Origin of the sequence: Salinigranum rubrum (assembly GCF_002906575.1) — an archaeon.
Taxonomy (GTDB): domain Archaea; phylum Halobacteriota; class Halobacteria; order Halobacteriales; family Haloferacaceae; genus Salinigranum; species Salinigranum rubrum.
Genome location: NZ_CP026309.1, coordinates 1657503 through 1683761 on the forward strand (window position 1 = coordinate 1657503; position 26259 = coordinate 1683761).

The 26259-nt window shown below is 69.3% G+C and carries 23 protein-coding genes and 4 pseudogenes; 14 read left to right on the forward strand and 13 right to left on the reverse strand.

What is annotated here, in order from left to right; all coding sequences use genetic code 11:
* Positions 1-54 precede the first annotated feature (54 nt).
* A pseudogene (locus C2R22_RS08185) lies at positions 55-776 on the reverse strand (metal-dependent hydrolase).
* 129 nt (positions 777-905) lie between these two features.
* On the opposite strand from C2R22_RS08185, the gene C2R22_RS08190 reads away from it, so the two are divergent.
* Together C2R22_RS08190 and C2R22_RS08195 are read left to right on the forward strand one after the other, a co-directional pair.
* Positions 906-2084 (forward strand): thiolase C-terminal domain-containing protein, encoded by a 1179-nt coding sequence (locus C2R22_RS08190; protein ID WP_103425323.1) that lies wholly within the window; start codon positions 906-908, stop codon positions 2082-2084.
* Positions 2081-2578 (forward strand): Zn-ribbon domain-containing OB-fold protein, encoded by a 498-nt coding sequence (locus C2R22_RS08195; protein WP_103425324.1) that lies wholly within the window; start codon positions 2081-2083, stop codon positions 2576-2578. The genes C2R22_RS08190 and C2R22_RS08195 overlap by 4 nt, the downstream gene beginning before the upstream one ends.
* A gap of 104 nt (positions 2579-2682) precedes the next feature.
* On the opposite strand, the gene C2R22_RS08200 is transcribed toward C2R22_RS08195, so the two are convergent.
* The 9 genes and pseudogenes from C2R22_RS08200 to C2R22_RS24675 all read right to left on the reverse strand — a co-directional run bounded on the left by C2R22_RS08200 (position 2683) and on the right by C2R22_RS24675 (position 10976).
* Positions 2683-3009 carry a hypothetical protein gene (locus tag C2R22_RS08200; RefSeq protein WP_103425325.1) on the reverse strand — a complete coding sequence of 109 codons (327 nt, stop codon included), beginning with the start codon at positions 3007-3009 and terminating at the stop codon, positions 2683-2685.
* Positions 3010-3139: 130 nt separating this feature from the next.
* Positions 3140-3993, reverse strand: a pseudogene (locus C2R22_RS08205) (3-keto-5-aminohexanoate cleavage protein).
* A 59-nt stretch (positions 3994-4052) separates the two neighbouring features.
* Positions 4053-4532, reverse strand: coding sequence for a lasso peptide biosynthesis B2 protein (locus C2R22_RS08210; protein ID WP_162562421.1), 480 nt, complete (start codon positions 4530-4532; stop codon positions 4053-4055).
* A 22-nt stretch (positions 4533-4554) separates the two neighbouring features.
* Complete coding sequence (locus C2R22_RS08215; protein ID WP_103425327.1) at positions 4555-4845, reverse strand: PqqD family protein; 291 nt, start codon at positions 4843-4845, stop codon at positions 4555-4557.
* Positions 4846-4924: 79 nt separating this feature from the next.
* Entirely contained in the window at positions 4925-6793 is a 1869-nt protein-coding gene (locus tag C2R22_RS08220; RefSeq protein WP_245902943.1) for an ABC transporter ATP-binding protein, read from the reverse strand.
* Complete coding sequence (locus C2R22_RS08225) at positions 6790-8094, reverse strand: nucleotidyltransferase domain-containing protein (RefSeq protein ID WP_103425328.1); 1305 nt, start codon at positions 8092-8094, stop codon at positions 6790-6792. Before C2R22_RS08225 ends, C2R22_RS08220 begins: the two co-directional genes overlap by 4 nt.
* On the reverse strand, positions 8091-9026 hold the full coding sequence (locus C2R22_RS08230; protein WP_103425329.1) for an HPr kinase/phosphorylase: 936 nt from the start codon (positions 9024-9026) through the stop codon (positions 8091-8093). Before C2R22_RS08230 ends, C2R22_RS08225 begins: the two co-directional genes overlap by 4 nt.
* A 1546-nt stretch (positions 9027-10572) precedes the next feature.
* Entirely contained in the window at positions 10573-10668 is a 96-nt protein-coding gene (locus tag C2R22_RS25845) for a lasso RiPP family leader peptide-containing protein (protein ID WP_216824810.1), read from the reverse strand.
* A 212-nt stretch (positions 10669-10880) separates the two neighbouring features.
* Positions 10881-10976: a lasso RiPP family leader peptide-containing protein gene (locus tag C2R22_RS24675; protein WP_109745693.1), complete on the reverse strand. Its 96-nt coding sequence runs from the start codon at positions 10974-10976 to the stop codon at positions 10881-10883.
* Between the two features lie 547 nt (positions 10977-11523).
* Between C2R22_RS24675 and C2R22_RS08235 the strand changes: the two genes are divergently transcribed.
* The 5 genes from C2R22_RS08235 to C2R22_RS08260 all read left to right on the forward strand — a co-directional run bounded on the left by C2R22_RS08235 (position 11524) and on the right by C2R22_RS08260 (position 16553).
* Positions 11524-11808: a hypothetical protein gene (locus C2R22_RS08235; protein ID WP_162562422.1), complete on the forward strand. Its 285-nt coding sequence runs from the start codon at positions 11524-11526 to the stop codon at positions 11806-11808.
* Positions 11805-12647, forward strand: coding sequence for a GNAT family N-acetyltransferase (locus C2R22_RS08240; protein WP_103425331.1), 843 nt, complete (start codon positions 11805-11807; stop codon positions 12645-12647). The genes C2R22_RS08235 and C2R22_RS08240 overlap by 4 nt, the downstream gene beginning before the upstream one ends.
* Positions 12648-13181: 534 nt before the next feature.
* A complete protein-coding gene (locus C2R22_RS08250) occupies positions 13182-14369 on the forward strand; it encodes a GNAT family N-acetyltransferase (protein ID WP_103425333.1) in 1188 nt (395 codons plus the stop codon).
* Positions 14370-14404: 35 nt separating this feature from the next.
* On the forward strand, positions 14405-14980 hold the full coding sequence (locus C2R22_RS08255; protein WP_103425334.1) for a gluconate 2-dehydrogenase subunit 3 family protein: 576 nt from the start codon (positions 14405-14407) through the stop codon (positions 14978-14980).
* Entirely contained in the window at positions 14973-16553 is a 1581-nt protein-coding gene (locus C2R22_RS08260; RefSeq protein WP_103425335.1) for a GMC family oxidoreductase, read from the forward strand. Before C2R22_RS08255 ends, C2R22_RS08260 begins: the two co-directional genes overlap by 8 nt.
* A 21-nt stretch (positions 16554-16574) precedes the next feature.
* Here C2R22_RS08260 and C2R22_RS08265 read toward each other — a convergent pair whose 3' ends face one another.
* Positions 16575-17255 (reverse strand): helix-turn-helix domain-containing protein, encoded by a 681-nt coding sequence (locus C2R22_RS08265; protein ID WP_103425336.1) that lies wholly within the window; start codon positions 17253-17255, stop codon positions 16575-16577.
* A 481-nt stretch (positions 17256-17736) separates the two neighbouring features.
* Between C2R22_RS08265 and hisC the strand changes: the two are divergent.
* The 7 genes and pseudogenes from hisC to tpiA all read left to right on the forward strand — a co-directional run bounded on the left by hisC (position 17737) and on the right by tpiA (position 22939).
* Positions 17737-18821, forward strand: a pseudogene (hisC, locus tag C2R22_RS08270) (histidinol-phosphate transaminase).
* On the forward strand, positions 18818-19336 hold the full coding sequence (locus C2R22_RS08275) for an adenylate kinase family protein (RefSeq protein WP_103425337.1): 519 nt from the start codon (positions 18818-18820) through the stop codon (positions 19334-19336). Before hisC ends, C2R22_RS08275 begins: the two are co-directional and overlap by 4 nt.
* Positions 19333-19937, forward strand: a pseudogene (locus tag C2R22_RS08280) (CDP-alcohol phosphatidyltransferase family protein). Before C2R22_RS08275 ends, C2R22_RS08280 begins: the two are co-directional and overlap by 4 nt.
* 320 nt (positions 19938-20257) lie before the next feature.
* Positions 20258-20794, forward strand: coding sequence for a multiprotein bridging factor aMBF1 (locus C2R22_RS08285; RefSeq protein ID WP_103425338.1), 537 nt, complete (start codon positions 20258-20260; stop codon positions 20792-20794).
* A gap of 71 nt (positions 20795-20865) precedes the next feature.
* Positions 20866-21924 carry a carbon-nitrogen hydrolase family protein gene (locus tag C2R22_RS08290; RefSeq protein WP_216824811.1) on the forward strand — a complete coding sequence of 353 codons (1059 nt, stop codon included), beginning with the start codon at positions 20866-20868 and terminating at the stop codon, positions 21922-21924.
* A 48-nt stretch (positions 21925-21972) separates the two neighbouring features.
* Positions 21973-22116 (forward strand): hypothetical protein, encoded by a 144-nt coding sequence (locus tag C2R22_RS24965; protein ID WP_162562423.1) that lies wholly within the window; start codon positions 21973-21975, stop codon positions 22114-22116.
* A gap of 178 nt (positions 22117-22294) precedes the next feature.
* The gene (tpiA, locus tag C2R22_RS08295) at positions 22295-22939 is read left to right on the forward strand and encodes a triose-phosphate isomerase (protein ID WP_103425339.1); all 645 of its coding nucleotides are present in this window, start codon (positions 22295-22297) and stop codon (positions 22937-22939) included.
* Between the two features lie 102 nt (positions 22940-23041).
* On the opposite strand, the gene C2R22_RS08300 is transcribed toward tpiA, so the two are convergent.
* Both C2R22_RS08300 and dinB read right to left on the reverse strand, forming a co-directional pair.
* Positions 23042-24895, reverse strand: coding sequence for an ATP-binding protein (locus tag C2R22_RS08300; protein WP_103425340.1), 1854 nt, complete (start codon positions 24893-24895; stop codon positions 23042-23044).
* A gap of 73 nt (positions 24896-24968) precedes the next feature.
* Positions 24969-26249 carry a DNA polymerase IV gene (dinB, locus tag C2R22_RS08305; RefSeq protein WP_103425341.1) on the reverse strand — a complete coding sequence of 427 codons (1281 nt, stop codon included), beginning with the start codon at positions 26247-26249 and terminating at the stop codon, positions 24969-24971.
* Positions 26250-26259: the final 10 nt, after the last annotated feature.

Below are 26259 nucleotides of genomic sequence, written 5' to 3' on the forward strand. Positions count from 1 at the left end.
TGACTCGACGTGGGCCGGTGGGCGCTCCGGACGACCCGGTTCGGCGTTCGAGGCTCAGAGTTCGAACGTCTCGTCGCCCGCGAGGACGTGGACCTCGGCGTCGTTGCCGGTGCCGGCCACCTCGTTCACGAAGTCGTCGGTGTCGACCTCGATGGGGGGAACGTGCCGTAGTGCATCGGGAACGCGTGGTCGACGTCCAGCCAGTCGACGGCGATGGCCGCCTGCATCGGTCCCATCGTGAAGTGGTCGCCGATGGGGACGGCGGCGGCGTCGGGTTCGAGGTACGGGCCGATGACGTCGCGCATCTCCGACATCAGGCCGGTGTCACCCGCGTGGTAGAACGTCGTCGACTCCTCGTCGGAGACCTGCGTGGGCTTCGTGTCCGAGACGACGTACCCGCCGGGCATCCCGGCGTCGTTCGCGTAGCCCGTCATGATGCCGTTGGTGTGGTCGGCGCGATGCATCGTCACGTAGGCGTCGCCGCACTCGACGGTCCCGCCGATGTTCATCCCCATGCCGCCGACGGCTTCCTCGAATCCCATCTCCTCTTTCGCGTACTCGACCAACTCGGGCGTCGCGACGAGCGTCGCCTCCGAGAACTCGCCCGCGTGGGCGATGTGATCCGCGTGCCCGTGTGTGAGCAACACGAAGTCCGGCGTGTCGACGTCAGCCGGTTCCAGCGAGGTGTGTGGGTTGTCGAAGAACGGGTCGATGAGTAGCGAGGTGTCGTCGACCTGTACGTGCCAGCAGGAGTGTCCGTGCCAGGTGAGTTCCATATCCACGCGGAAGTTGTGCCGAGAGCTACATAAATGATGCCGCGGCGGCAGGACGTCCCGGAAGCGACGGGCGCGCCGCGACCGGGAGGCTTGACAGCGTTTATCACCCGTGCCACACGATGGGAGACGATGTCCGAGCCACGACTCGTCACCGTCGGTCTGTCCGACCTCGGTCGGACAGACCTGCCCGGCCGGGACCTGTTCTCGGCCGCGCTCGCCGACGCGTTCGAGGGCCTCCCGGACCCCGCGGAGGTCGTCGACGCGCTCTACCTGGGCAACCAGTCCGAACAGTACGAGAACCAGATCATGCAGGGGACGCTGATGGCCGAGTGGGCCGGCCTCCGGTACGTCCCGGCCGAGCGCGTCGAGGGCTGTGCCGCCGCGGGCGCGCTCGCGCTGAAGAACGCCGTCCGGGACGTCCGCGCGGGCGTCCACGACGCGGTTCTCGCCTGCGGCGTCGAGAAGATGACCGCGGGCGGGACCGAGGGCGCGACGAACGCGCTGGCGGCGGCGTTCGACCGCGCGCTCGAACAGCGGTCGGGGGTGACCGCGCCGGCGCAGTACGCGCTGCTCGCCCAGCGGTACCTCCACGACACCGAGGCGACCGAGACCGACCTCGCCCGCATCGCCGTCAAGAACCACCGCAACGGCGCGCGTAACCCGAACGCCATGTTCCAGCGGGAGATCGACGTCGACACGGTCCTCGAATCGGCGCCGGTGGCCCGACCGCTGAAGCTGTACGACTGCGCGCCCGTCACCGACGGGGCCGCCGTCGCACTCGTGACGAGCGCCGACCTCGCCGACGACCTGGTCGACCGGGACGACCAGGTCCGCGTCGCCGGATCGGCCGTCACCGCGAACAACATCGCCGTCGCCGAGCGGGACATGACGTTCGTCGAGGGCGCACACCGCGCCGCGAGCGACGCCTACGAGCAGGCCGGCGTCGACGCCGCCGCCGTCGACATCGCGGAGGTCCACGACGCCTTCACCGTCTGCGAGGCGATGCTCTCGGAGGCCGTCGGCTTCGCGCCCCGCGGCCGAGGGGTGGAGTCCGCGCTTTCCCCCGCCGAACGCAGCGAGGGCTGGACCGACGTCCACGTCAACACCAGCGGCGGCCTGAAGGCCCGCGGCCACCCCATCGGCGCGACCGGCGTCGCCCAGGCCGCCGAGGCGTACGAACAGTTGACCGGACGCGCCGGCGACCGCCAGCGCGAATCGGAGGTGGCGCTCCTGCTCAACGAGGGCGGCGTCGCCGACGCGGTGACGGCCGCGCACGTCCTCGTCGGGCCCGGGGGGGTGTCGCGATGACCGACGGCTACGACAGCGACCGCGGCGCTGCGGACGACGCCGAAACCGACGCCGCCCGTCCGCTCGCGCGCGAGGACGTCGCCGCCGACAGTCCGTTCACGCTCCCGGGCTTCTTCGACGCGCTCGCCGACGACCGCCTGCTCGCCGCCGAGTGCCGCGACTGCGACGCCGTGTTGGTGCCGCCGCGCCCCGCCTGCTACGAGTGCGGGAGTCGCCGCGTGTCCCTCTCGGAGCAGTCGAAGACGGGGACCGTCTACTCCTACACGGAGATCAGCCGCCCGCCGACGGCGTTCGAAGACCTCGCGCCGCTCACCCTCGCCGTCGTCGAGTTAGACTCCGGCGGCCGACTCACTGGCCGTGTCGACGCCGCGTACGAGGACCTCGACATCGGGACGCCGGTCGAGATGGCGACCCGAGAACCGGACTTCGACGCCGAGGCGGTCCTCTCGTACGAGGCCGACTGGCCGATTCACGTCTTCGAGCCGCTGGAGTGACGGCCAGGCGGGGCCAGGCGGCGAGGGCTCTCGCCGACTGATTCACGGCGACGAGCCGGGGAGGGTCCCGTCGTTCTCTTCGACCGTCGCGTCCTCGGAACGGCTCAGACCGGGTCCTCGGTGATTTCGACGATGCGGACGTTCTCGACGAACTCGTTCCCGCCCTCGACGATGAACTGGACGTCCGTGCCGGGCAAATCGCCGCCCTCTTCGCCCAGTTCCTCGGGGAGGGAGACGCTCGTGACGTCGTCGTAGGTGACGCCGCGGCGCTGGATGACCCGGTCGCCGTACTCGAACTGGGTCCACCCCTCGTCGGGGCCGAGTTCGTCCTTGTCGAAGTACTCCTGGGTGTCCTGGCTGACGACCTCGTCGCCCTGTTCGACCGTCGTCTTCGCGTCGCCGTCGCGGTACTGGTGGACGTGGACGATCACGAACGTCCGTTTCGCCCGCCCGTGACCAGTGACTGCTGCTGGCGAACGCAAGCAGCGTGCGCGCCTCGACTTCGCCGTCTCGGGTCCGCGACCTCGCAGGTGCCGTTCGACCCCGGCGACATCGCCCGCTTCAGACGACCTGACGCGCCGACGGGCTGACCCCGAGGAGCGCCCGCGCCTCGCGGGGCGTCGCGACGGGCCGTTCGAGTTCCTCGACGATGCGGACCGCGCGCTCGACCAACTGGGCGTTGTCGCGGGCGGGTTCGCCGCGGCGGTAGTAGAGGTTGTCCTCCATTCCCACCCGGACGTGGCCGCCGAGGACGACCGAGAGGGTCGTCAGCGGAAGCTGGTGGGGGCCCGTCGCGAGCACGCTGAACTCCGCGCCCTCGGGAGGTTCGAGACGAGGTTGACGACGTTCTCCGGGCGGGCCGGGGTAAAGCCCGGGCCGAAGATGAGGTTGACATAGGGGCGCTCGCCGACGAGGCCCGCCTCCCGGAGGCGGTCGACCTCCGAGAGCTGCGCGCCGTTGAACACCTCCAGTTCGGGGACGACCCCCTTCTCGCGCATCTCGCGGGCGAGGGCGTCGATGTTCGCCCGCGAGTGCTGGGTGATCTGCTCGTACCCCCGGTTGAACGGCCCGAGGTCGAGCGAGGCCATCTCGGGGAGCGGGTCCGTCCGGAGGCCGTGGACGCGGTCGTCGAGCGGGCCGCACCCCCCCGTCGAGTGCTGGATAATCACGTCGCCGCAGGCGGCCCTGACCGCCTCCGTGACCTCCTGGAGGCGCGAGAGGTCGTGTGCGCCATCGGAGTCGCGGGCGTGGAGGTGGAGGACGGCGGCGCCCGCGTCGACGGCGTCGGCCGCCTGGGCGGCGATTTCGGCCGGCTGTTCGGGGAGGTTCGGGTGTTTGTCCTTGCCGTGGACGCCGCCGGTCAGGGCGGCCGTGATGACGACCGGCTTCCCGGCGCGGTAGTCGGCGTAGCTCATGTCCGAGAGACGGGTGTGAGAGTCATTGCTATGCAGTGACTTCCGGTCCTCACCGCCTCCTAACGCGACCGGTTCGCGCCCCGGTCGTCCGACCACGCCCCCGGGAGTTCGTCGAGCGGGAGCGGGACGAACATTTCGAGGTCCGGGAGGTCGCCGAGGACGACCCGCCCGTCGCGTTCGACCCACGCGTGCGCCGCGAACTCACCACCCTCCCGGCGGACGCCGATCCGAAGCGTCGAGGCGTAGCCGTACCGCGCGAGCAACGCGCTGCCGGTCAGTGCGCGGGGGAGACAGGTCGTCTCGACCGGGACGGTCCGACTCGCGACGTCGACCGCCCAGACGAGTCGGTCGACCGTCGGCGCCTCCGTCGAGGGGACCGGAAGCCACGAGCAGACGCGGTCGACCGTCGCGGCGACGCGGCGCACCGAGACCCGGCGGGTGACGAGGAGCGCCCGGGAGAGAACGAGCAACGCCGCCGCTTGGACGAGCGCGACCCGGTCGCTCGGCGGGAACGCGCGGAACCGAGCTACTCTGGACACCGCGACGCTGGACACCGGCGTCTCACGCCGGGTCGACGACGGCGACCAGTCCCGCCTCGACCAACTCCGAGAGGAACGCGCGGACGTCGTCGTCGGCCGTCGCGGCGTCGACGTCGAACTCCTCGCGGACCGATTCGACGACCGCCCGGACGGGCCGTGGCTCGTCGACGAGGTCGAACACCCGCGACCCGACCGCGTTCATCCCGTGGTACGTTCCCGCGGCGACGTTCAGGAGGACGCGCTCCCCGCCGACGTCCGCCGAGACCGAGTCGGACGTCGCGACCACCGTCGTGTCCGCATCGAGTGCTGTCATGGTCTCCGAGACGCGACCATGAGACATAGTTATCGTCCGGCTCGACGGGTTAGACGGCTCCTAAGGGGCGCTCGGACGACTACGGGGCGTCCCCTCGAGAACCGTCGTTCGTGACATCGCCGCCGTCCTCGCCACCCCCGCCGTCGGGACGCACCGCCAGTTCGCGCGCGGAGAAGAGGTCGGCGTAGGGGCCGCCCGCGCGCACCAGGTCCGCGTGTCGGCCGGATTCGACGACGCGGCCCTCGGCGACGGTGTAGATGCGGTCGGCGTCGGCGACGCTCGCGAGTCGGTGGGTGACGGCGACGACGACGGCGTCGGCCGACGCCTCGCGAACGGCCGCGAGCACCTCCCGTTCGGTCGTCGCGTCGAGGTTGCTCGTCGCCTCGTCGAGCAAGAGTACCGCGGGCGACCGGAGCAGCGCCCGCGCGATGGCGACGCGCTGGCGCTGCCCCCCCGAGAGGCGGACCGCGTCCTCGCCGAGGCGGGTGTCGTACCCCGCCGGGAGCGCGCGGGCGAACGCGTCGACGCCCGCGGCTCGACAGGCCCGCTCGACGGCCGCGTCGTCCGCGTCCGGCCGCCCGACGAGGACGTTGTTCCGGAGCGTGTCGTCGAAGACGTACGGGTTCTGTCTGACGACGGCGACGCGCTCGCGCCACGCGGGGGCGTCGACCGTCCGGAGGTCGACGCCGTCGACACGGACCGCGCCCGCGTCGGGGTCGTACAGTCGCGCGAGGAGCGAGACGACCGTCGACTTGCCCGCGCCGGACTCGCCGACGACGGCGACGAACTCGCCCCGCCTCGCGTGGAGCGTCGCGTCCGTCAGCCCGCTCTCGTCGTCGCCGTACCGGAAGGTGACGCGGTCGAGTGCAACCGAGGTCACCGGCTCGGGGACGGGCGCGTCCCCGCCCGTGACGGCGGGGCGCTCGCGCAGTTCGTGCAGGTCGCGGAGCGTGTCGACCAGGTGCGGGAGTTCGCCGTCGATGTAGTAGACCCCGCCGTGGATGGACGACACCGTCGGCGCGAGCCTGAGCATCGTGAAGAAGAACAGCCCGACCGCGCCCAAAGAGAGCGCGGACCAGACGAGCGCGGCGTACATCAGCCCGATGACCACGACGGCGGCCGCGAACTTGTGGAGATTCGTCACCAGCGCCTGCCGCACCGCGAGGCCGACGGTCGCGTCGGCGTAGTCGTCGACCGCCTCGGCGTACCGGTCGGCGACGGTCGGTTCGAGGCCGAACAGACGGACCTCGCGGAGCCCCTGAACGCCCGACTGCGCGTGCGACTGCATCGACCGGTTGGCGTCCGCGATTCGGCCCCCGACGTCGTAGGCGGCGCCGACAGCCGACCGAATCCCCAGCGTGACGCCGCCGAGAACGACGAACGCCACGAGCGTCAAAATCGGCTCGACCACGAGCGCGAGGGAGACGTACACCGCCGCCAGCAGCGTCTGCTCGACGGTCTTCAGGACGCTCCCCAGCACGCGGGCCGGGTAGCTCGACTGCGTGACGAGCGTGTTCAGGAGGTCGTCGGAGCCCCGGTCGTCGAGATACGCGAGGTCGGCGTCGAGGACGGCCTCGAAGACGTCGGTCTTCAGGTCGCGGACGTAGTCGGTGACGAGTCGCACCCGGAGGTAGCGGACGAGGATGGCCGTTCCGAACCGGAGGCCGACGGCGACCCCCGCGCCGGCGAGGACGGTGCCGAGTGTGAACGGGACGCCGACGGCGGCGTACGCGTCGGCGAACAGCCCGACCGCGCCGTCCGTCGCGGGCGTCGCGAGGCTCTCGGCGGTGGCGCGCTCGACCACCGGGAGGAGGAAGCTCAGCCCCAGCCCCTCGAACACCGCGGTCAGGAGGCTGAGGACGACGACGGCGACGAACCGTACCGGGTCGTAGCGGGCGACGGTCGCCAGCGCGTCGAGCCGTTCGCGCCGACGCTGGCTCGCACTCACCGCCTCTCACGTCCTTCCGTATCCGGCCGCCAGAGCGCGCTGGCGAGCCGCAGGGGTCGGACGACGTGGTAGAGACGGTGCAGCGCACGCGGGAGCGGAACGGTCTCGGCGTCGACCTCCTGGGGCTCGAAGCCGAGACGGAGCCGGTACAGCAGCCACGCACGGCGCGAGTCACAGAGGAGGGCGTCGACGATGCGGGCACGGGGGCCGTCGACGCCGAAGGCGGCCGTCAGGGGCTCGGTGTCGTAGTCGGTCACCGCGTCGGCGACGACGGTTCGGACCCTCGGGTCGGCCCGCGCCCGCGCGAGCACGAGCGGGGGGACCGGGGCGTCGGCCGTCTCGGCCGCGAGCAGGACGCAGGCCGCGAGGACGCGCCGAGCACCCAGCGCGTCCGCGCGAGCTTCGACGACCGGCCAGTCCACGTCGACGCGGGTCAGCAGGGCGGCGACGTCGACGGCCCAGCCGAGGCGGTTCCAGTGGTGTTTGGCCCCGTGGCGGGCCAGCACCAGCAAGCGGTCCTCGTGACCGAACGTGGGGACGGACCGCCCCCCGACGACGACGTCGACCCGGCGATTCCAGCAGTCGTCGAACGTGAGCGGGAACGGGCGGACGCGGGAGCCGAGTCGCCAGCGGAGTTCGACCACGACGCCGTCGTGTCTCACAAAGCGGAACTCCGCAGGCGGTCTGACGACGTGGCCGCCGCGGGCGACGTCGGCGGGCGAGAACCGGGTTGGGTCCTCGGGGTCGAGTGCGAAGCCGAGGTCGGCGAGCGCTGTCGCCGCGGCCGGCAGGTCCTCCCGCGGCACGAACAGGTCCAGGTCGGAGAAGGCGCGGCCGCCGACGTCGCCGTAGGCGACCGTCGCCAGGACCGGCCCCTTGTAGGCGAGTGCGCGGACGCCGCTGGCCCCGAACGCGTCGAGTATCGCGTGCAGCGCGGTGAGGAGGTGGAGGCTCCGCGCCATCATCCGCCGGCGGTACTCCCCCGTCTGGTCTCGAAGCGCAGCGGGGAACGCTTCGCCCCCGTTCTCGACGTGGGTGCAAACGAGCGGCCCGACGCCGAGGGCGGACGCCGCGGCGAGCACCTCCTTCGGGTCGGACTCGCGTGCGAGCGCCACCGCGTCCGCTCGCTCGTCGCCGCTCGGTGTCGGACGCGCCAGACACCGGACGAGGTCGACGGCGGCGCGTCCGTGGGCGTCCGGGATGTCGGTTCCGTCGGTCGCTGCGGGGGTCGACATCGCAGTCGCGGGGGCGTCGGACCGCGTCGCCGCCGCGTCGACGACTCCCGGGTCGGATCGGGTCACTGTCCGCGCTCCCGGCCCAGTTCGTCCTCGACGGCCCGGACCACGTCTCCGAGCGATTCGAACTCGCGAGGGCGTTCGAGTCGAGCGACGGGGACAGCGCTTGCGACGGCCACTGACCGGTCCAGGGCGAGCGACGCCTCTTCGCGGCGACCGTGCGTCCCGATGGTGTAGGCGTTGCGCGCGAGTTCGATGGCCGCCGCCGCGGGCGGTAGCGGCGTGATGGATAGTTCGTCGCCGTCGAGCACGCGGTAGACCGCCCCCAGCGGGAGTTCGGCGCTGTCTCCGTCTCTCGCCCGGTAGAACCGCTCCGTGTTCGTCGGTCGCTGCTCGGTGTGAGCCGCCGTCCCGCCGTCCGCGACGGGCGCGAGGCCGTCAGCGAGATATGCCGCGGCGTCGTCGTCGAGTTTCAGCGACGCGAACCCCGGGCGGACGAGCGGCCCCGTCTCCGTCACCCGGACCGCGACGATGTCGTCGGCGAGGGCGCGGTGGCCGGCGTCGACGAACGCCGCGGCCAGCGTCGACTTGCCCGCGCCCGAGGCCCCGACGAACGCGACGGCGACGCCGTCGACGCCGACGGTACTTCCGTGGAGGACGAGGTGCCCCCGCTGGTGGAGCAGGAAGTTGAACGCCGAACCGAGGACGATCCAACGGACGTCCCGCTCTCTGGCTCCCTCGGCGGGGTCGACGACGATGGAGACGCCGTCGCTGACGCGGACCCGACAGGCGGGGTAGACGAGCGTGAACTCCCTGGGGTCGTCGAAGACGAGTCGCGGTCTCCCGTCCTCTCCGAGTTCGCCCGGCACCGTCCCGAGTTCGACGGTCACGTCCGGTTCCGTGTCGGACGGCCCGGGCGGGAGTTCTGGCAGCGGGAGCGCCGAAGCGACGCTGAGGCCGAACGCCGTGTACCGAGAGGGGGAGCCGCTGGCTGTCATGCCCACTCAAGGGACGGACACGGTGGTAAGTATAGGTCGCATTACCGGTCTTGGCGAGTCGTTAACACCAGTTGCGAGAGCCGATGGTCGTTCGGAGGACGCCGTGACGACCGCTCTTCGAGGGTGCACGTCTCTCGACACCTCACGGCACGTTCGCGTTCGCTGAAAACGAGGGGAAGGAAGTGATCGTCTGACGCTAGTACGTCGGTTCACTCCCGTAGTACTCGCCCTGTGTGAGTGATTCGATGCGGCCGTACGTTTCGAGGGTTGGTTGCTCGTACTCCATCTGTGTTCGGGGGGAGTCCCCGTATCAGCCGCGAACGGAACGTATCGAGTTAGTTATGATTCGACACGGGGCGAGTTAGCGTGCTCGCAGGGAGCGAATGGGCGGATTAAACCGACGAATCGCGAACCGAACGACGTCCGGCAGGTCTGCGGTGTCGGACGCAGGTCACGCCGCGCGTACACACAGAACAGAGACGACAGCGTCTGCGTCCACGACGATTGCCGCGTCGGTGGTCGTCGACTGCGCGCGACTGATGTGTGTGATTCGTCCGTCGAAACGATGAAAACCGACGCGACTTCCGTCGCTATCGCCGCTTCAACGGTGTGCTGCCGTTGTCGCCTCCTTGGGTGAGTGATTCGACGTGCCCGTACGTTTCGAGGGTGGGTTGCTCGCAGGTCCGCAGTTGCCGGGGACGAGCCCCCGTGACGCCTCTGAAGACGGGTGATCCCGTTAGTTATGTCGTGGCACAGTCCGCCCCGTGACATCGAACGCGAACACGAGATGGGAAAACGCGAACCCTCCGCGCCGAACAGAGGTGTGATGTGTTTCAGGGAAGGTGAGGTGTCGGTTCTATGTGATGTCGTAGACTGGTTCGCTCCCGGTCGCTTCCTGAGTGAGTGATTCGATGCGGCCGTACGTTTCGAGGGTGGGTTGCTCGTAGGTCATCAGTTGCCGGGGGGAGTCCCCGTGACGAGTCTGGAGACGAGGGAACACCATAGTTATGTGTTGACGTGGACCAGTACTCTCGAACTAATCGGGCTCGTTCGCGACCAGAGTCACCGTGGTCCGTGGTCGCGATGGTGTGGACTCGCCGCGGGGGGTGTCCCGCGAAACGTAGCCGAGCGGCGTTGTCGTCGTTGTTCGGGCTCTTTGAGCGGTGTGCTTCCGTTGTACGATTCCCGGGCGAGCGGTTCGACGCGGCCGTCCGTTTCGACGGTGGGTTGCGCGGAGGACAGCCGCAGTCGGGAACGCCCGCATCGGTGGCGGTCCGCGTCCCTTCTCCGGTCGCCACCTGCGGCGTTGGTCGTGCGTCGGTTCGGTGAGGACTGTCGACCGTCACGTTCACTGCCCCGGTCACGGCAGTGGCAGAACCGCCGTCCCGGCCCAGTGACGAACGCCGATTCGACGGTGGCGGAGCCGTGGTGGTCGCGGCGCTGGTGTCGAGTTTTTCGTGATCCTCGTGGTCGGTGACGTGCTGGGCGGAGAAGAGCGGTGAATCGTTCGAAATATCGAAGATAGAGCGGTGACCGACCGCCGCCGCTATTCGACTTTGACCGGGTAGCTTCCGTTGTCGTATACCTGGGTGAGCGATTCGACGTGTCCGTACGTTTCGAGGGTGGGTTTTTCGTAGGTCATTTTCAGGCGAGAACGTCCGTTCCGGCGGCAGTTCCCGTGTTGGTTCCGGACGGGACCCATCGAGATAGTTATGCGTTGGTTGGACCGCGAGTCGGACTATCAGTTCCGTCGTTGCGTTACCGCGTCGGTTACGCCGGCGGCCGGGGACGGCTTCCGAACCGGCGGCTGTCCACCAGAACGTATTCGGATCCTGAAAGGTATCGGTGCCGTCCCTAGAAGTAGGTCGGTTCGCTCCCGTTGTAGTCTCCTCCCTGGGTGAGCGATTCGACGCGACCGTACGTTTCGAGGGTGGGTTTCTCGTAGGTCATCTGTTGTCGGGGGAATCCCCGTGGTTGCTCCAGAGTCCGGTGAACGGGTTAGTTATGCGTCGACACTGGCCGAGACGACGGTCTTAATCCTGTTTTACCCCGTGAGTCTCCCGTGTTCGTGAATACCCGTCGTAACGACTCAGGAACCAGTCAGGGTCGTTCCGTCGCTCGGGACCCGCTCGTGACCGTCGGAGGCAGCCGTGTGTCGCCCCCGCAGGTGCTCACACGAAAACCAAATCGCGGCGGTAGGTCGTCGTTCGGTCCCCTTACAGCGGTTCGCTGTACTTCTCTAGCTGGGTGAGCGATTCGACGCGACCGTACGTTTCGAGGGTGGGTTTCTCGTAGGTCATCTGTTGTCGGGGAGGTTCCCCGTGAGTGGGTCGTATAATATCCATTTGATTAGTTATGCGTTGGCACGGACACGTTCGGCCCCGTTTCCGTTTCACAATGGTCCGTTAATCCGACGCGACGACGGAGCGACACGCGATGTGGATGACTGCTCGTTCTGTGAGCGCATAACCAAGTCGCTCGCTCGCGTCGAGAGCGCATGTCTCTCGCACGTCCTGTGGAGCGGTTCGAGCGGAAAGGGGTCGACTACGTCGTCCGGCCGTACGAGGACGGCGACCGGGAGGGATTTCTCGACGTGGTCGCGTCGTCGAGCGGAACCCACCTCGGGTCGGAGTGGTTCGACGCGCTCTACGGGAACGTGCCGCACCTCGACCACGTTCCGGTGGTCGTCGTCGAGGACGAACGCGAGGGTGAGCTCGTCGGCATCCGTCCGTACACCCCGTTCCTCGTCCGCGGGGGGACGAGACGGCGCTCGCGCTGTTGAGCCGCGACACCATCGTCCACCCCGACCACCGCCGCCGAGGTCTGTTCACCGCCTCGACGGAGTACTCGCTCGACCAGTACGCCGACAGCGACGTCGCGTTCGTCTTCTCGCACTCGAACGCCAACTCCCGCCCCGGCTACCGGAAGATGGGGTGGCAGTACGCCGCGTGGCAGGTGACCCGCTACCGGCCCCGGGACACGACCGCGTTCGTCGCTCATCGACTCGGCCGGGACAAGCGGTTCGCGTCGCCGCTTCCGGGTGTCGCCACCGACCTCTACGTCGCCGCCCGCGACCGTCTCCGGCGCACCGGCGAGGAGTTCGAGGTGTCGGCCACCGACGGCGTGACCATCGATACCCTCGCCTCCCTTCACGACCGGCCGTCGGGCCGTCCGGACGGCGTCCACCCCGTCTTCGACGAGGCGACGCTTCGGTACTTCCTCGGGAGCCCGGAGTTCGCACGGCCACGGACGTACGTCGCCCGGGCGCACGGCGAAGTCGTCGCCGCGCTCGTCGTCTGCCACCGGCGGTTCCACGGGACGAACTGGCTCTCCGTCGCCCACGTCGCGCCGCTCGCCGGCGGCGACCGCTGGGAGGGGGCGCTGTCGACGCTCCTCGGTCACGCAATCGCCGACGCCCCCGACGTCGACGCCTACCGCGTCGCCATCCCCTTCCCGGAGTCGGTGCTCGCCTCGCACGGGTTCCTCTCCGACCGCCACCCGCCGATGTCGCTCCTGGAACCGCCGCGGTTGAAACTCGGTATCCGCCCGCTCGACGGGAACTGGTCGCTCGGCGGCGCGTCGTTGCTCGATGCCGAACCGCTCTGGACGCTCAGCGGGTAACGCTTCCCGCCGCGACGTGAACGGCCACCTCGAACGCGCCGACTGGAATCACCACGGAGCCGTTGTCCCGGTCGAGTCACTCGACGGACTCGTGGGCGGCCGTGCGGACGTCTCGACCAGCACGGAGGCCGTCCGCTGGTCTGTGTTCTGTCTCCGAAGGATTCGCGGAGGTTTTCGGACGGCCGACAGCCCCTAGAACGGTTCGCTGCCGATGATCTTGACCCGTGTGAGCGATTCGACGCGGCCGTACGTTTCGAGGGTGGGTTTCTCGTACGTCATGTGTGATGTTCGGGGGGGTACCCCGTGCGCCTCCGGATGCTATCGGTCGTGTTAGTTATGCTGTGACCCGCACTCTCGAACGGTCGTTAACGCGCCGATAGACACGCTCTCTCGCGTCACCCCCGCTTCACGGGCGAAGAGGCGGGAGAGGTGACGAGGCCGAACAACGGGCGAGTGCGCGCACGCGACGGGACGGCTCCGGCGCCGACGCGCGGTGGGCCGCATAACCAAGCCGCCCGCCCGCGTCGGGAGACCATGTCGCTCACAGGCCCGGTCGAACGCTTCGAACGGAAGGGGGTCGACTACGTCGTCCGACCGTACGAGGACGGTGACCGGGACGGTTTCCTCGACGTGTACGCGACGGTCACCGACCTCCGTCTCGATGCGGAGTGGTTCGACGCGACCTACGAGGCCGTCCCGCACCTCGACCACGTCCCGGTGGTCGTCGTCGAAACCGGCGACACGGTGGTCGGGCTGTGTCCGTTCGGTCCACTCCCGATCCGCGGTGGGAGCGACGAGCGTGAAGAGACCGCCCTCGCGCTGTTGAGCCGTGACGTCGTCGTCCATCCCGACCACCGGCGCCGGGGGCTGTACACGGCAGCGTTGGAGTACGCCCTCGCATGCTACGCCGACCACCCCGCGGCGTTCGTCGTCGCTCCCTCGGTCGTCGAGTCCCGTGCGGCCAACGAGAGACTGGGCTGGACGTACGGACCGCCCCGGAAGACACACTACCGGGTACGGGACGCAACGGCGTTCGTCGCGCATCGGCTCGGACCGCGGAGACGCTTCGCCGCGCCCCTTCCGGGCGCCGCCCTCGACGCCTACGTCGTCGCCCGAGACCGCCGCCACCGCGATGCTTGCAGGGTCGAGGTGACGCGAACCGACGGCCTGGCGGTCGACATCCTCGTCGACCTCCACACGCGGCCGTCGGGCCGTCCAGCGGCCGTCTCCCAGCGTTCGACGCCGAGACGCTCCGGTACGTCCTCGGAAACCCGGAGTTCGCGCGACTCGCGACGTACGTCGCCCGCGAGCGCGGCGAGGTCGTCGCGGCTCTCGCCGTTCATCCACGCCGGCACCACGGGACGGATTGGCTCTCTGTCGTTCACGTCGCGCCGCTCGCCGGCGGCGACCGCTGGCGAGGAGCGCTCTCGGCCCTCCTGTGCCGTGCTATCCGCGACGCGCCGGCGGTCGACGCCTACCGCGTTGCCGTTCCCTTCCCCGAGTCGGTGCTCGCCGCGCACGGGTTCCTCTCGGATCGACACCCACCGATGTCGCTCCTGGAACCGCCACGGCTCCGACTCGGCTGTCGGCCACTCGGAGACGCCGGCTGGACCCTGGGCGGAGAGCCGGTCCTCAGCGACTACCTCTGGACGGTCGTCTGGTGACGCGGCCGCGTCGCACGTCCGACGAACGAGTCGGCCTCGTCGCTCCGACTGCGGATGACAACCCCTAAGTTTAGGCTCACCAAAACCCGGGCGATGAGGCTGTCCCGACGCGACGCGCTCGCCGTCCTCGCAGGGCTCGGTGCCGCAGGCGGGGGTGCGGCTCTGGGCGTTATCGGGACGCACGACGCGCCGGTCGCCGGTGACGGTCGTCCGGTGGACGGGGAGGACGAACGCGAGGACGAGGACGCTCTCTCGGTTCTCGTCGCGGCCGCGGAGGTACTCTATCCGTCAGACGTCGACGGTCACCGGGCGTTCGTCGAGACGTACGTCGCCGGGCGTCGCCGGACCGACCCGGACCACTACGCGGGCGTCGTCTCCGCGGCGAGAGAACTCGACGCCGTCGCCCGCGACTGGCACGACACCGCGTTCGCAACGCTCGCTCCGGAGACGCGCGACCGCCTCCTCCGCGACCTGGGCGTCGACGTCGCCGACCCCGACCCCGCAGGGAACGTCTCGGACAGGCTCCGTTTCTTCGTCGTGAACGACCTGCTGTACGCCTTTTACACGTCGCCGACCGGGGGCGAACTGGTCGGGACGGAGAACCCGACGGGCTACCCCGGCGGACTCGAATCGTACCAGCACGGCCCGGGGGCGGTCGACGATGGCTGAGGGGAGAGCGCCGTCGCCGCCGGCGGACGTCTGCGTCGTCGGGTCGGGACCGGCCGGCGCGCTCGTGGCGTGTCGGCTCGCGGAGGCGGGTCACGACGTCGTAATCTTGGAGGCCGGGCCGCGGTTCGACGGGAACCGAGAGAGCCGGATGGAGACGCATCTCCGGCCCGATATGGACAACCCCTGGGAGATGGGCGGCCCCCGCGACGCGTACGCCTCCTCGGGTGAGAAACACTACCCGCTCAACGCCGCGCGGGTCAAGGGCGTCGGCGGGTCGTCGCTGCACTGGCACGGGATGGTGATGCGCTTACACGAGCGGGACTTCGAGCTTCGCTCCCGACACGGCGTCGGCGCCGACTGGCCCTTCTCGTACGAGGACCTCCGCCCTCGCTACCGCGAGGCCGAGCGCGAACTGGGCGTCGCGGGCGCGCTCGACAACCCCTACGCCCCGCCGCGCGAGGAGCCGTTCCCCCTCCCCGCGTTCCCACCGTCGTACTCCGACTCGCTGTTCGCCCCTGCCTGTGAGACACTCGGCATCGACATGCACTCGGTCCCGAACGCGCGCAACTCCGAGCCGTACGGGGGGCGAAGCGCCTGCGTCGGCTACGGGACCTGCAAGCCCGTCTGCCCCTCCGGGGCGAAGTACACCGCCGAGACCCACGTCACCCGCGCCGTCGAGGCGGGCGCGCGCGTCATCGACCGCGCGCCGGCGCAGCGACTCGAACACGACCCGTCGGGGGAGCGAGTCGAGCGCGCGGTGTACGCCACGCCCGAGGGGGTGTACGAGCAGGAGGCCCGTCGGTTCGTCGTCGCCGCCGGCGGCGTCGAGACGCCGCGACTCCTGCTGCTCTCCGACTCGGAGACGTATCCGGACGGTCTCGCCAACTCCTCGGGGCTCGTCGGGCGGTACTTCATGGACCACCTGTTCGCGGGGATGGGCGGCAGGCTCGACGCCGACACCCGCCAGCACCACGTCGGCTTCAACACCAGCGAGTCTCACCAGTTCTACGACGACACCGACCCCGTGAACGGCCTGAAGCTGGAGTTTCTCAACTACGCCGGCCCGACCGTCGCGGGCGCGGCGCTCTCCTCGGACGCGTGGGGCGACGAACTCCGCGACGAGGTGCGGGAGGTGTACGGCACCCAGATCGGAATGGGCGCGCTCGTCGAGCAACTCCCACGAGCCGAGAACCGGGTGACGCTCGATCCGAGCACCAGGGACGACCACGGCAACCCCGTTCCCGACGTCCAGTGGTCGCTCGACGCGGAGACGAAGGCGGCGCTCCGACGGGCGAACGAGCTACAGGAGCGGGTCCTTTCCGAACTCGGCGTCGACATCGAGTGGCGCGTCGGCCCCGACAACACCGGGCCGGCCTTCCACCACATGGGGACGACGCGAATGGGGACCGACCCCGCGGAGAGCGTCGTCGACCCTTCGCTTCGGACACACGACCTCTCGAACCTCTGGCTCGTCGGGTCGAGCGTCTTCCCCACGGGCGGCGCGATGAACCCGACGCTCACCATCGCGGCACTCGCCCTCCGGGCCGCAGCGGCGCTCGCGGAGGGGCTCTGACCGATCAGCCGGGAAGACGGCTCAACGGTCGGTTTCGAGCGTCTCGGCGCGGTTTCGGTCCCGGGCGTCGGCGAGCGTCGTGTTGACGAGTCCCTTCATGCCGCGGCGGAGTCGTTCCGAGGCGGCCTGACTCGAGATGTCGAGTTCGTCCGCGACGTCCTGAAGCGAGGCTCCGCGCGGGATGGAGAAGTAGCCGCTCCGCAGCGCGGTGAGGAGCGTCTCGTACTGGGCGGCGGTGAGGCCGAACCGGTGTTCGGGCGCTTCCTGCTCCCGGTCGTACACCGCGCGGATGTGAATGTCGAAGTCGGCCTCCCAGCAGCGTTCGCGAAACGAGGCGATGGCCTCGCGGTTCGGAAAGCGCATCCGGACGAACCAGCCCTGCCCGTCGTTCTCCGCGTGAAGGACGGCGCCGTCGAGGTCGACCAGCGCCCGGTAGGCTTCGACCTCCGGGACCCCCCCGGCGTACTGGACGCGGTAGAGGCGGGCGTCGTTCTCCTCGGCGAGCAACTCGAACGTCGCGATGGTCGGGTCCTCCGCGAGCGCGGCCTCGAACCGGTCGAAATCGCCCCCCGACGCCCAGAAGAGGTTCCGCAGTGGAATCGCGTCCGATGCGTCCAGCGTGTCGACGACGACGGACATCTCCGGTGTGCGCTGAAGCGCGTGTGAGAGGACGTCCGTGTCGATGTCGAATTCTACGATCATGGCTGTGACGTCGCCGACGACTCCGGACGGTGTCGCGCGAGTCGGTCGGTGGTCCCTCTACAACACCGACCGACTTGAGCGCTCTGACACCGGGGATACGACGAGCGCGCGCGTCGTTCGCCGTCGTGGGGCGGGACAGCACGTCGCTCGCCGTCGAGGGCCGGGACAGCACGTGAGCGGGTCCGACCGGTCGGTCGAACGGCGGACCGGACGTCCCCCTCCAGCCAGTGACCCCGGGTCGAGTTCCGGCTATCGTCTCCGTCGCGGTTGCCGTCGTGTCGGTCGTTGTCCCTAGTTCTCCCCCCTCGTGCCGACCGGCACCAAAAATATCAAAATCCACTCACTTAGTGTGTACCGGTGGATATTCATGCCGACGAGCGCTCTCTCGACCGACGGTCGTTCTCCTCCGTGAGAACGACGCGAGAACCGCCGGACGACGCATGGGCATTCTTAAGGACCGGGCACCGCATTTTCCCCCTATATGCAACCACGGGACCTCTCCGCGCACTCCCCGTACGTCCCTGGACGGGGCGTCGAGGAGGTCGCCCGCGACCTCGGCATGGACCCCGCGGAGCTGACGAAGCTCTCCTCGAACGAGAACCCTCACGGTCCGAGTCCGAAAGCCGTCGAGGTGCTTCGTGAGTACGCATCGCAGGTCCACGTCTACCCGAAGGCCTCACACACCGATCTCACCGAACGGCTCGCGACCGAGTGGGGCGTGGACCCGACGCAGGTGTGGGTCTCCGCCGGCGCCGACGGCTCGCTCGACTACCTCTCGCGTGCCATGCTCGACCCCGGCGACCGCGTTCTCGTCCCCGAACCCGGCTTCTCCTACTACGGGATGACCGCCCGCTACCACCACGGGACGGTCGCCTCCTACCGGCTCTCGAAGGGGGACGACTTCGCCCAGACCGCCGACGGCGTCCTGGAGGCGTACGACGGCGAGCGGATCGTCTACGTGACGACGCCGCACAACCCGACCGGCAGCGAGATGGCCCACGACGAACTCGTTGCTCTCCTCGACTCCGTCGACGACCACACGCTCGTCGTCGTCGACGAGGCGTACGGCGAGTACGCCGAGCGCGACAGCGCCGCGACGCTGCTGGGAGCGTTCGAGAACCTCGCCGTCACCCGGACGTTCTCGAAGGCGTACGGCCTGGCGGGGCTCCGCATCGGCTACGCGCTCGTCCCCGCGAGTGGGCCGACACGTACGCCCGCGTGAACACGCCGTTCGCGGCGAACGAACTCGCCTGCCGGGCCGCCCGCGCGGCGCTCGACGACGACGCGCACCTCGAAGAGACCGTCGAGACCGCCCGCTGGGCCCGGGAGTTCTTGACCGAGAACCTGGACGCCCACACCTGGGAGAGCGCCGGCAACTTCGTCCTCGCGGAGGTCGGTGACGCCACCGCCGTCTCCGAGGCGAGCCAGCGGGCGGGCGTCATCGTCCGCGACTGCTCTTCGTTCGGGTTGCCCGCGTGCATCCGCGTCTCGACCGGCACCCGCGAGGAGACGAAACGCGCCGTCGAGGTACTGAACCGGGTCGCTCATGAGGTGACGGAGGCGTGAGGGTCGCCCTGACCGGGACGCCCGGGACGGGCAAGACCACGGCGTCCGAGCGGCTTCCCTACCCCACACTCCACCTCAACGACGCCGTCCGCGAACACGACCTCTGGACCGAGGAGGACACCGACCGCGACTCGCTCGTCGTCGACGTCGACGCCCTCGCCGCGTGGGTCGACGACCACGTCGAAGCGGGGGAGACGGTCGTCCTCGAATCACACCTCGCACACCTCCTCGACGCCGACCGCGTCGTCGTCCTCCGGTGTCGCCCGGACGTGCTCGAATCGCGGCTGCGAGAGCGCGGCGAGAGCGACGCCAAAGCGGCCGAAAATTCGGAGAGCGAGGCGCTCGACGTCGTCCTCTCCGAATCGGTTCAGCGGCACGGAGAAGAGCGGGTGTACGAGATAGACACGACAGAGCGCACGCCCGAGGACGTCGCGGCCGAAATCGAGGCGGTCGTCGACGGCGACCGCGAGCCCTCGGCGGGGACGGTCGACTTCACCGACTACCTCCACCCATGACGCTCGACAGGCTCCGGCCGGTCGCCGCCCGCGCGCTCGGGCCGTTCGTCAGCGCCGCCGACGCCGTGGGGCTGACCCGAACGGCGTGAGCGTCATCGCCTTCGGCGTCGCCGTCCTCGCGGGCGGCGCGTTCTACCTGGCGACCTCGCTCACCTACGCCGTCGGCGCGGTCTGTGTCTTTCTCAACGGCTGGCTCGACCTCGTCGACGGCGCACTCGCCCGCGAACAGGGCGTCGCGAGCGACGCCGGGGACTTCCTCGACCACGTCCTCGACAGGTACGCCGACATCGTCATCATCGCCGGTCTCGCCGCCGGCGTCGGACGGTACGGCCTGGGGTTCGCCGCCGTCACCGGCGTCGTCATGACGTCGTATCTCGGGACGCAGATTCAGGCGGTGGGTCTCGGTCGGGCGTACGGCGGCCTCGTGGGTCGGGCGGACCGCCTCGCGCTCATGGGACTCACCGCCGCCGTCGCCGTCTTCCTCCCGGGGCCGCTGGTTTCGGGGCTCTCGGCCGTGGGGCTGCTGCTCGCCTTCTTCGCCGTCGTCGGCCACCTCACGGCGCTGCAGCGCTTTTGGGGTGCGTGGTCCGACTTGACGTGATCCGGTGTACTCGCTCGGGTTGTGGTTTTCGTCGTCTTCTCGTTCTCGTATCGACCGTGTGTCGTCGCGTTCGCCGATGTGCCGAGCAGGTTTGGATACGGGTCGCCACTCGACGGAAGCGGTAGACTGCACGGGTGTCGTGCGGTCGTCGCGGCTGTCACTCCACCCACGATGATTCCGACCGTCACCGCACCCACCCTGACGAGTCCACATTCCCCCACTGAGACGCACGCACACGCCCTGTACTGAACGCGAGGTACACGGACCGCTGCCGACGTCTCTGGCGCACCTTTTATACACCGGGCTCTGCTAATGGGGGTATGCCCCAGTGCGAGATGTGCGGCGCCACGAAGTCGTCGCTCACCACCGTCAAGGTCGAAGGTGCCAAACTGGACCTCTGCGACGAGTGCAAGGACTTCGGCACCGAGGTCCGCACTGAGTCGTCCTCCTCGGGGTCGACGAAGTACTCGACGTCGTCCTCGTCGGGGAAGTCGTCGTCGTCCTCCTCCTCGTCGTCGTCTTCCGCCTCGGGAGGCTCGTCGAAACGGCGGCGACGCGACATGTTCGACGACATGGAGGAACTCGCGACCGACTACGACCAGCGGGTCCGAGAGGCCCGTGAGAGCCGCGGGCTGAGCCAGCAGGACCTCGCGGGCGAACTCAACGAGAAGACCAGCCTCATCCGGAAAATCGAGCGCGGCGACGTCCTCCCGAGCGACGACGTCCGCAAGAAGCTCGAACGGAAACTCGACGTGTCGCTCACGGAGGGCCCGAGCGACGACGACGACGAGAGCGAGTGGTCCTCCGGGTCGTCGACGACCACCACGCTCGGTGACGTGGTCAAGCGGAAGGACTGAGCGCGCTCGTCGGGACGGGTTCCGAATCGCCCGCGACGAAGACTTTTCTCCTCTCCTCTGCTCGGTGAGCCATGGCACGAAGCCCGAACGAGGAGTTCACGCTCGGCGCCGCACAGGTCGCGCCCGTGTACCACGACAAGGAGGGGACGCTCGACCGGACCGTCGAGTGGATCGAACGCGCCGGTCGGGAGGACGTCGACCTGCTCGTCTTCCCCGAGACGTACTTCCCGGGGTACCCGTACTGGCGGCGGAGTACCTCCATCTCCCGCTGGACGGACCTCGTCGTCGACCTCTCGAAGCACTCGCTTTCGGTCGACAGCGACGCCGTCGAACTCATCGGCGAAGCCGTCGACGACGCGGACCTCCACCTCGTCCTCGGGACGAACGAACGGAGCGACCGGGTCGGGAGTGAGACGCTGTACAACTCGCTGTTCTTCTTCGACCGTTCTGGTACCCTGGTCCGTCGTCACCGCAAACTGATGCCGACCCACGACGAGCGGACCATCTGGGGCCGCGGCGATCCATCGAGCCTCGCGACCCACGACACCGACGTCGGTCGGGTGGGCGGGCTCATCTGCTACGAGAACCACATGACGCTGTCGAAGGCGGCGCTGTGTGCGATGGGCGAGGAGATTCACGCCGCGGCGTGGCCCGGGTTCTGGGAGCAACACGGCCACCCGGGCGACAAAAGCGGGGCCGACTCGGAAGCCGCGAAAGACACCTGCGATATCTACCCCGCCGTCCGCGAGTACGCCTTCGAGACGCAGTCGTTCGTCGCCTCCTGCTCGGCGTACATGGACGACCAGATTCCCGAGCAGTTCGACCCCGACGAACTCGGATTCGGTGTCGGCAACGGCGGGAGCATGCTCGTCAATCCCGCGGGTATCGTCAAAGCCGGCCCCGTCGTCGGCGAGGAGGCGCTTCTCACGGCGGACTTCCACCGCGACGAGCGGCGGGCGACGAAGGCGTACTTCGACGCGATGGGACACTACGCGCGGTGGGACGCCGTCTCGCTTCAGGTCTCGAACGAGACGCTCGACCCGATTCGCCCCGTGACGACCTCCCGCCGCAACCCCGGTTATCGGCCCACCGCGCCGAAGAACTCGCGACGGAGTACGACGTGCCGATAGAAGCGGTCGAGGCCGTCGCGGACGCGTTGCGGGAGTGACGGCGAGCGCGTGAGGGACGCGAACGGCGCGCGGCGGACGAGCAGTCCCGTCGGCACGATGCGGGCGTTCAAGTACGATGCCGGCTCCATCCCGCCACGTGACGTAGTGACCGACGCGCGGCGGGCAGCGGGTGTCCGGGCAGACGCCGCGTGAAGCGGCCTGTTGTCGGTCGTCCCGGCTGTCGCCGCCTCCGGGCGACGACCGGGCCACAGCGACGACGGACCTCGTGAGACGGTGCCCGGCTGTCAGCCCCTGTCGACGACTCCCTCACCCGCGGTTCCGGGCCGAGACGTGAAACTATTTATCCGAGCCAGAGTGAAGACTCACCTGCATGTTCATTCTGGTGAACCTCAAGGCGTACCCCTGCGACCCCGTCGAGGTCGCGGAGGCCGCCCGCGACGTCGCCGAGGAGTCCGGTGTACGGATCGCAGTCTCTCCCCAGGCCGCACACATCGAACGCGTCGCCGAGACGGGAGTGGAGACGTGGGCCCAGCACGTCTCGCCGAACGACCACGGCTCGTACACGGGAAGCACGCTCGCCGAGGCGGTCGCAGACGCCGGCGCGGAAGGGACGCTCCTGAACCACTCCGAGAACCGTCTGAAGCTCGCCGACATCGACGCCTCGCTCGATGCGGCCGAGCGCGCCGGCCTCGAAACGTGCGTCTGCGGCAACAACCCCGAGCAGATCGGTGCCGTCGCCGCGCTCGGTCCGGACTCGGTCGCCGTCGAACCGCCGGAACTCATCGGCGGTGACGTGTCGGTCTCGACCGCCGACCCAGACATCGTCGTCGACGCCGTCGACGCTGCCGGTGCCGTCGACGAGAGCGTCGACGTCTACTGCGGGGCCGGTGTCTCGACCGGCGACGACGTCCTCGCCGCGCAGGACCTCGGCGCGACGGGTATCCTTCTCGCGTCGGGCGTCGCCAAGGCCGCGGACCCGCGTGCGGCGCTGAAGGACCTCGTCGCGGGCCTGTAGCGACGACGAGACGCGACTCCCGATTCTTTCCCGCCCTTCCCCGCCTTCGTTCTCCCGTTCGCGGCGCGCCCCCGCTCCGACAGCGATGGGCTTCTGGTCGTCTCAGTCGGCGGCAGTCTCCACGTCGTCGACGGTCTCCACGCTGTCCGACGAGTCGTCCTCGGTCGTGTCACGACGGGGGCCGTCCTCGACGAACACGGCTTCGACCGCCTCGACCGCCTCGTCGAACGCGTCTGGGTGCAACCGATGAGCGTACTCGGTCCGCACGTGGTCCGGAAGCGCGTACGCGTACTTCCCACGGCCAGCGTGTCGGACGAATCCGGCCTTCCGTAGCGTCCGGTTTCTGGCGTACGCGACCTTGTGGTCGCCCGGCCCGCCCGCGGCGACCTGTGCGGTGACCGGGTCCGCGATGCCCTGCGACCGGTAGTGGGCGAGCATCCGACGGGTCACCGCCTCGAACTCGGCGAGCTGTTCTCTGAGGTCGCGAGCGACGACCCCCACTTCGCCGTCGGGGAGCGGCGGCGACGCGATGTCGAAACGTTCCGTCGACGTGTCGGGGTCGTCGACAGCAGACGTGACCGACACGAGTTCGGCCGTTCCGACCGACTCGCCGTTCGTCGCGTCCACCTCTCCATCGGTCATCTCCGGATCGGTCGCGAGCGGGAACGGGACGTCCGCGTCGGGGTCGGCGCTGGCCGCGGCGTTGATCACGGCCTCCTCGCTCGCGTCGGCCGCTCCCTCGGCTCGCCCGTCCTGCTCGTCCTGATCGGGTCGCTGTCCGTCGGCCGCGGCGGTCGCCTCGGCAGCTGCCTCCGCCTCGGGTTCGCCTTCTTCGTACTCTCTCAGCGCGCGCTGACGCTCGTCCGGGCGGTTGAGGTTCCTCCCTTCGCCCCCGCGATACGGGGCTTCGGCCTTCTGGAACATCGCCTGAGCCATCTGGTCGGCGAACCGCCGCAGGTCGCGGGCTTCTTCCAACTCGCGTTCGAGTTCCGCGATTCGGTGTTCCTTCTTCTCCAGTTCCTGTCTGAGGTCAGCGAGCTCCGACGCTCGGCGTTCCTTCTCGTCGCTGATCGTCCGGAGTTCGTCGACGAGGTCGCCGCTCACCGACTTGAGGTCGGGCCGCTCGAAGTCTTCTAATCCAGGCGTTGCGCCGGCGTCGAACGTCGTCTTCCGTCGGAACTGCACCCTCCGAATCGACTCCGACCAGTCGGTGACCAGAAAGCCCTCGCCGTCGCCCATGTCCTCGATGGCCTCGGAGTACTCCTTCCCGAGGATTCGCTTCACGACCTTGGTGTCGTTCCGCCAGGTGAGCCGGTGCCAGACGAGCCAGTCACACTGGGTGATGAAGTCCTTCTTGACGTCCGCCGGCCGCTGGGAGATGCCGACGATGCCGAGGCCGTGTTTCCGTCCCCGTTTGCCGACCTTGATGAGCATCTTCCCCGTCTCGTCCATCCCCCCTCCCTCCGGAATGTACTCGTGGCACTCCTCGACGAGCATCAGGAACGGCTTCTTCAGCTTCTTCTCCTTCGCGAACAGGTGTCGCGTGGTCTGGAGGAGGAGGGACTTGGCCTCGCTCTCGTCGAGGTAGCCGGAGACGTCGAGGATGATGGGGACGTTCTGTTCCAGGGCCAGGGACGCGATCTTCTCGGCGTGTTCGGGGCTGACCTGGATGTCGCACTCCTCGTCCGCGCCGACGTGGAGGATCTCGAACTGCTCTTTCAGTCCGTAGTACTCGCCGTCGGTGTCGACCACGAGCACCGGAAAGTTCGCCGAGAGCAGTTTCTCGACGACGACCGAGGCCGTGTTCGACTTGCCCGACCCGGACTTCCCCGTGATGAACCCCCTCCCCGTGAGGATTTCGACGGCCGGGAGCGTGACGGTCGTTCCCGGGTCAGTGCCGTCACCGGCCGGGCCGGCGCTTACGTCTGCAACTGTGATTGTCTCCCGTTCGGTCATGCGGTCTTGCAGAGAGGTGGCCGCCCGCCCACAAAGAGGTACGTCAGACGAGCGACTGACACCGACGGCCGGTTCATCCTCCCTCGTCGGCGTCGAACTCCGTGAGCGACACCTGTCCGGCCCGTGGTCGCCGTCGGGACGACTCGTCGCGCGGTTCACCGTCTCCCTCTGACTCCGCGTCCGCTTCGTACCCGTCGAGTCTGACCTGCTCGCCGGCCCCGAACGTGAGGTTCGAGACGCGCACGCCGACCTTTCGAACCTGCTCCCCCGCGAACTCGCCGAGGAGGTCGAGCGCGACCCGTTCGACGAGGTCCGGGTCGTCGACCGGCCCCGACAACGAGCGTTCGCGCGTGTTCACGTCGAACGGCGGACGGACCACCTTCACGCCGATAGTTCGGTAGGTCGCGCCCCGGTCGGTCGCCCGCGTGGCGACGTCGCCCGCGAGCGCGCGGACCTTCTCCCGGACGCGCTCGGGGTCGTCGGTGGCCTCGGTGAACGCCGACTCCCGCGAGAGGCTCTTCGGGCGACCCGTCGGCTCGACGGCCCTGTCGTCGTCGCCGCGCGCGCGGCGGTGCAGCGTCACGCCGCGCTCGCCGAACCGCTCGCGGAGGACCGTCGGGTCCGCCTCGCCGAGGCCGCCGGCCGTCTCGACACCAATCTCGCGGAGCTCGCGCGCCGTAACCGGGCCGACGCCGTGGATTTCCTCGACGGGCAGTGGAGCGAGAAACGCCGTCACGCGCTCGGGCGGGACGGCGACGAGTCCGTCGGGCTTGTCGTGGTCGGAGGCGACCTTCGCCGTGGACATGTTCGGCGCGACACCGACGCTCGCCGGTACGCCCACTTCCCGGTCGATTCGCTGTTTGACGTACCGCGCGTATCCCTCGGCGAGCGTCCGGTCGGTCTCGCCGTCGCCCGTGTCGTCGACGCGCGCCCACGACGTCCGCTCCGTCACGTCCAGATACGCCTCGTCGATGCTCACCTCCCGGACGACGTCGGCGCAGTCGTGAAGCACCCCTTTCACCTCGTCGGCCACCTCCCGGTAGTACTCGAGGTCGACCGGCAGGTAGTGGCCCTCGCCGCCCTCCTCGACCCGGGGGAGCGCGCCGAGCGCCTGCGAGATGGGCTGGGCGCTGTCGACGCCGAACGCGCGTGCCTCGTAACTCGCCGTCGCCACCGCGCCGTGGCTCTCACCGGGTTCGAACCCCATCCCGACGACCACCGGTTCACCGGCGAGGTCTGGGTGTCGCCGGCGCTCGCAGGAGGCGTAGAAACAGTCCATGTCGACGTGGAGAACGACGCGGGCGTCGGCCTCTTCGACGGGGGGACCGGTGAACGGAGCCTCCGAGTCGGACATCGAGAGAACG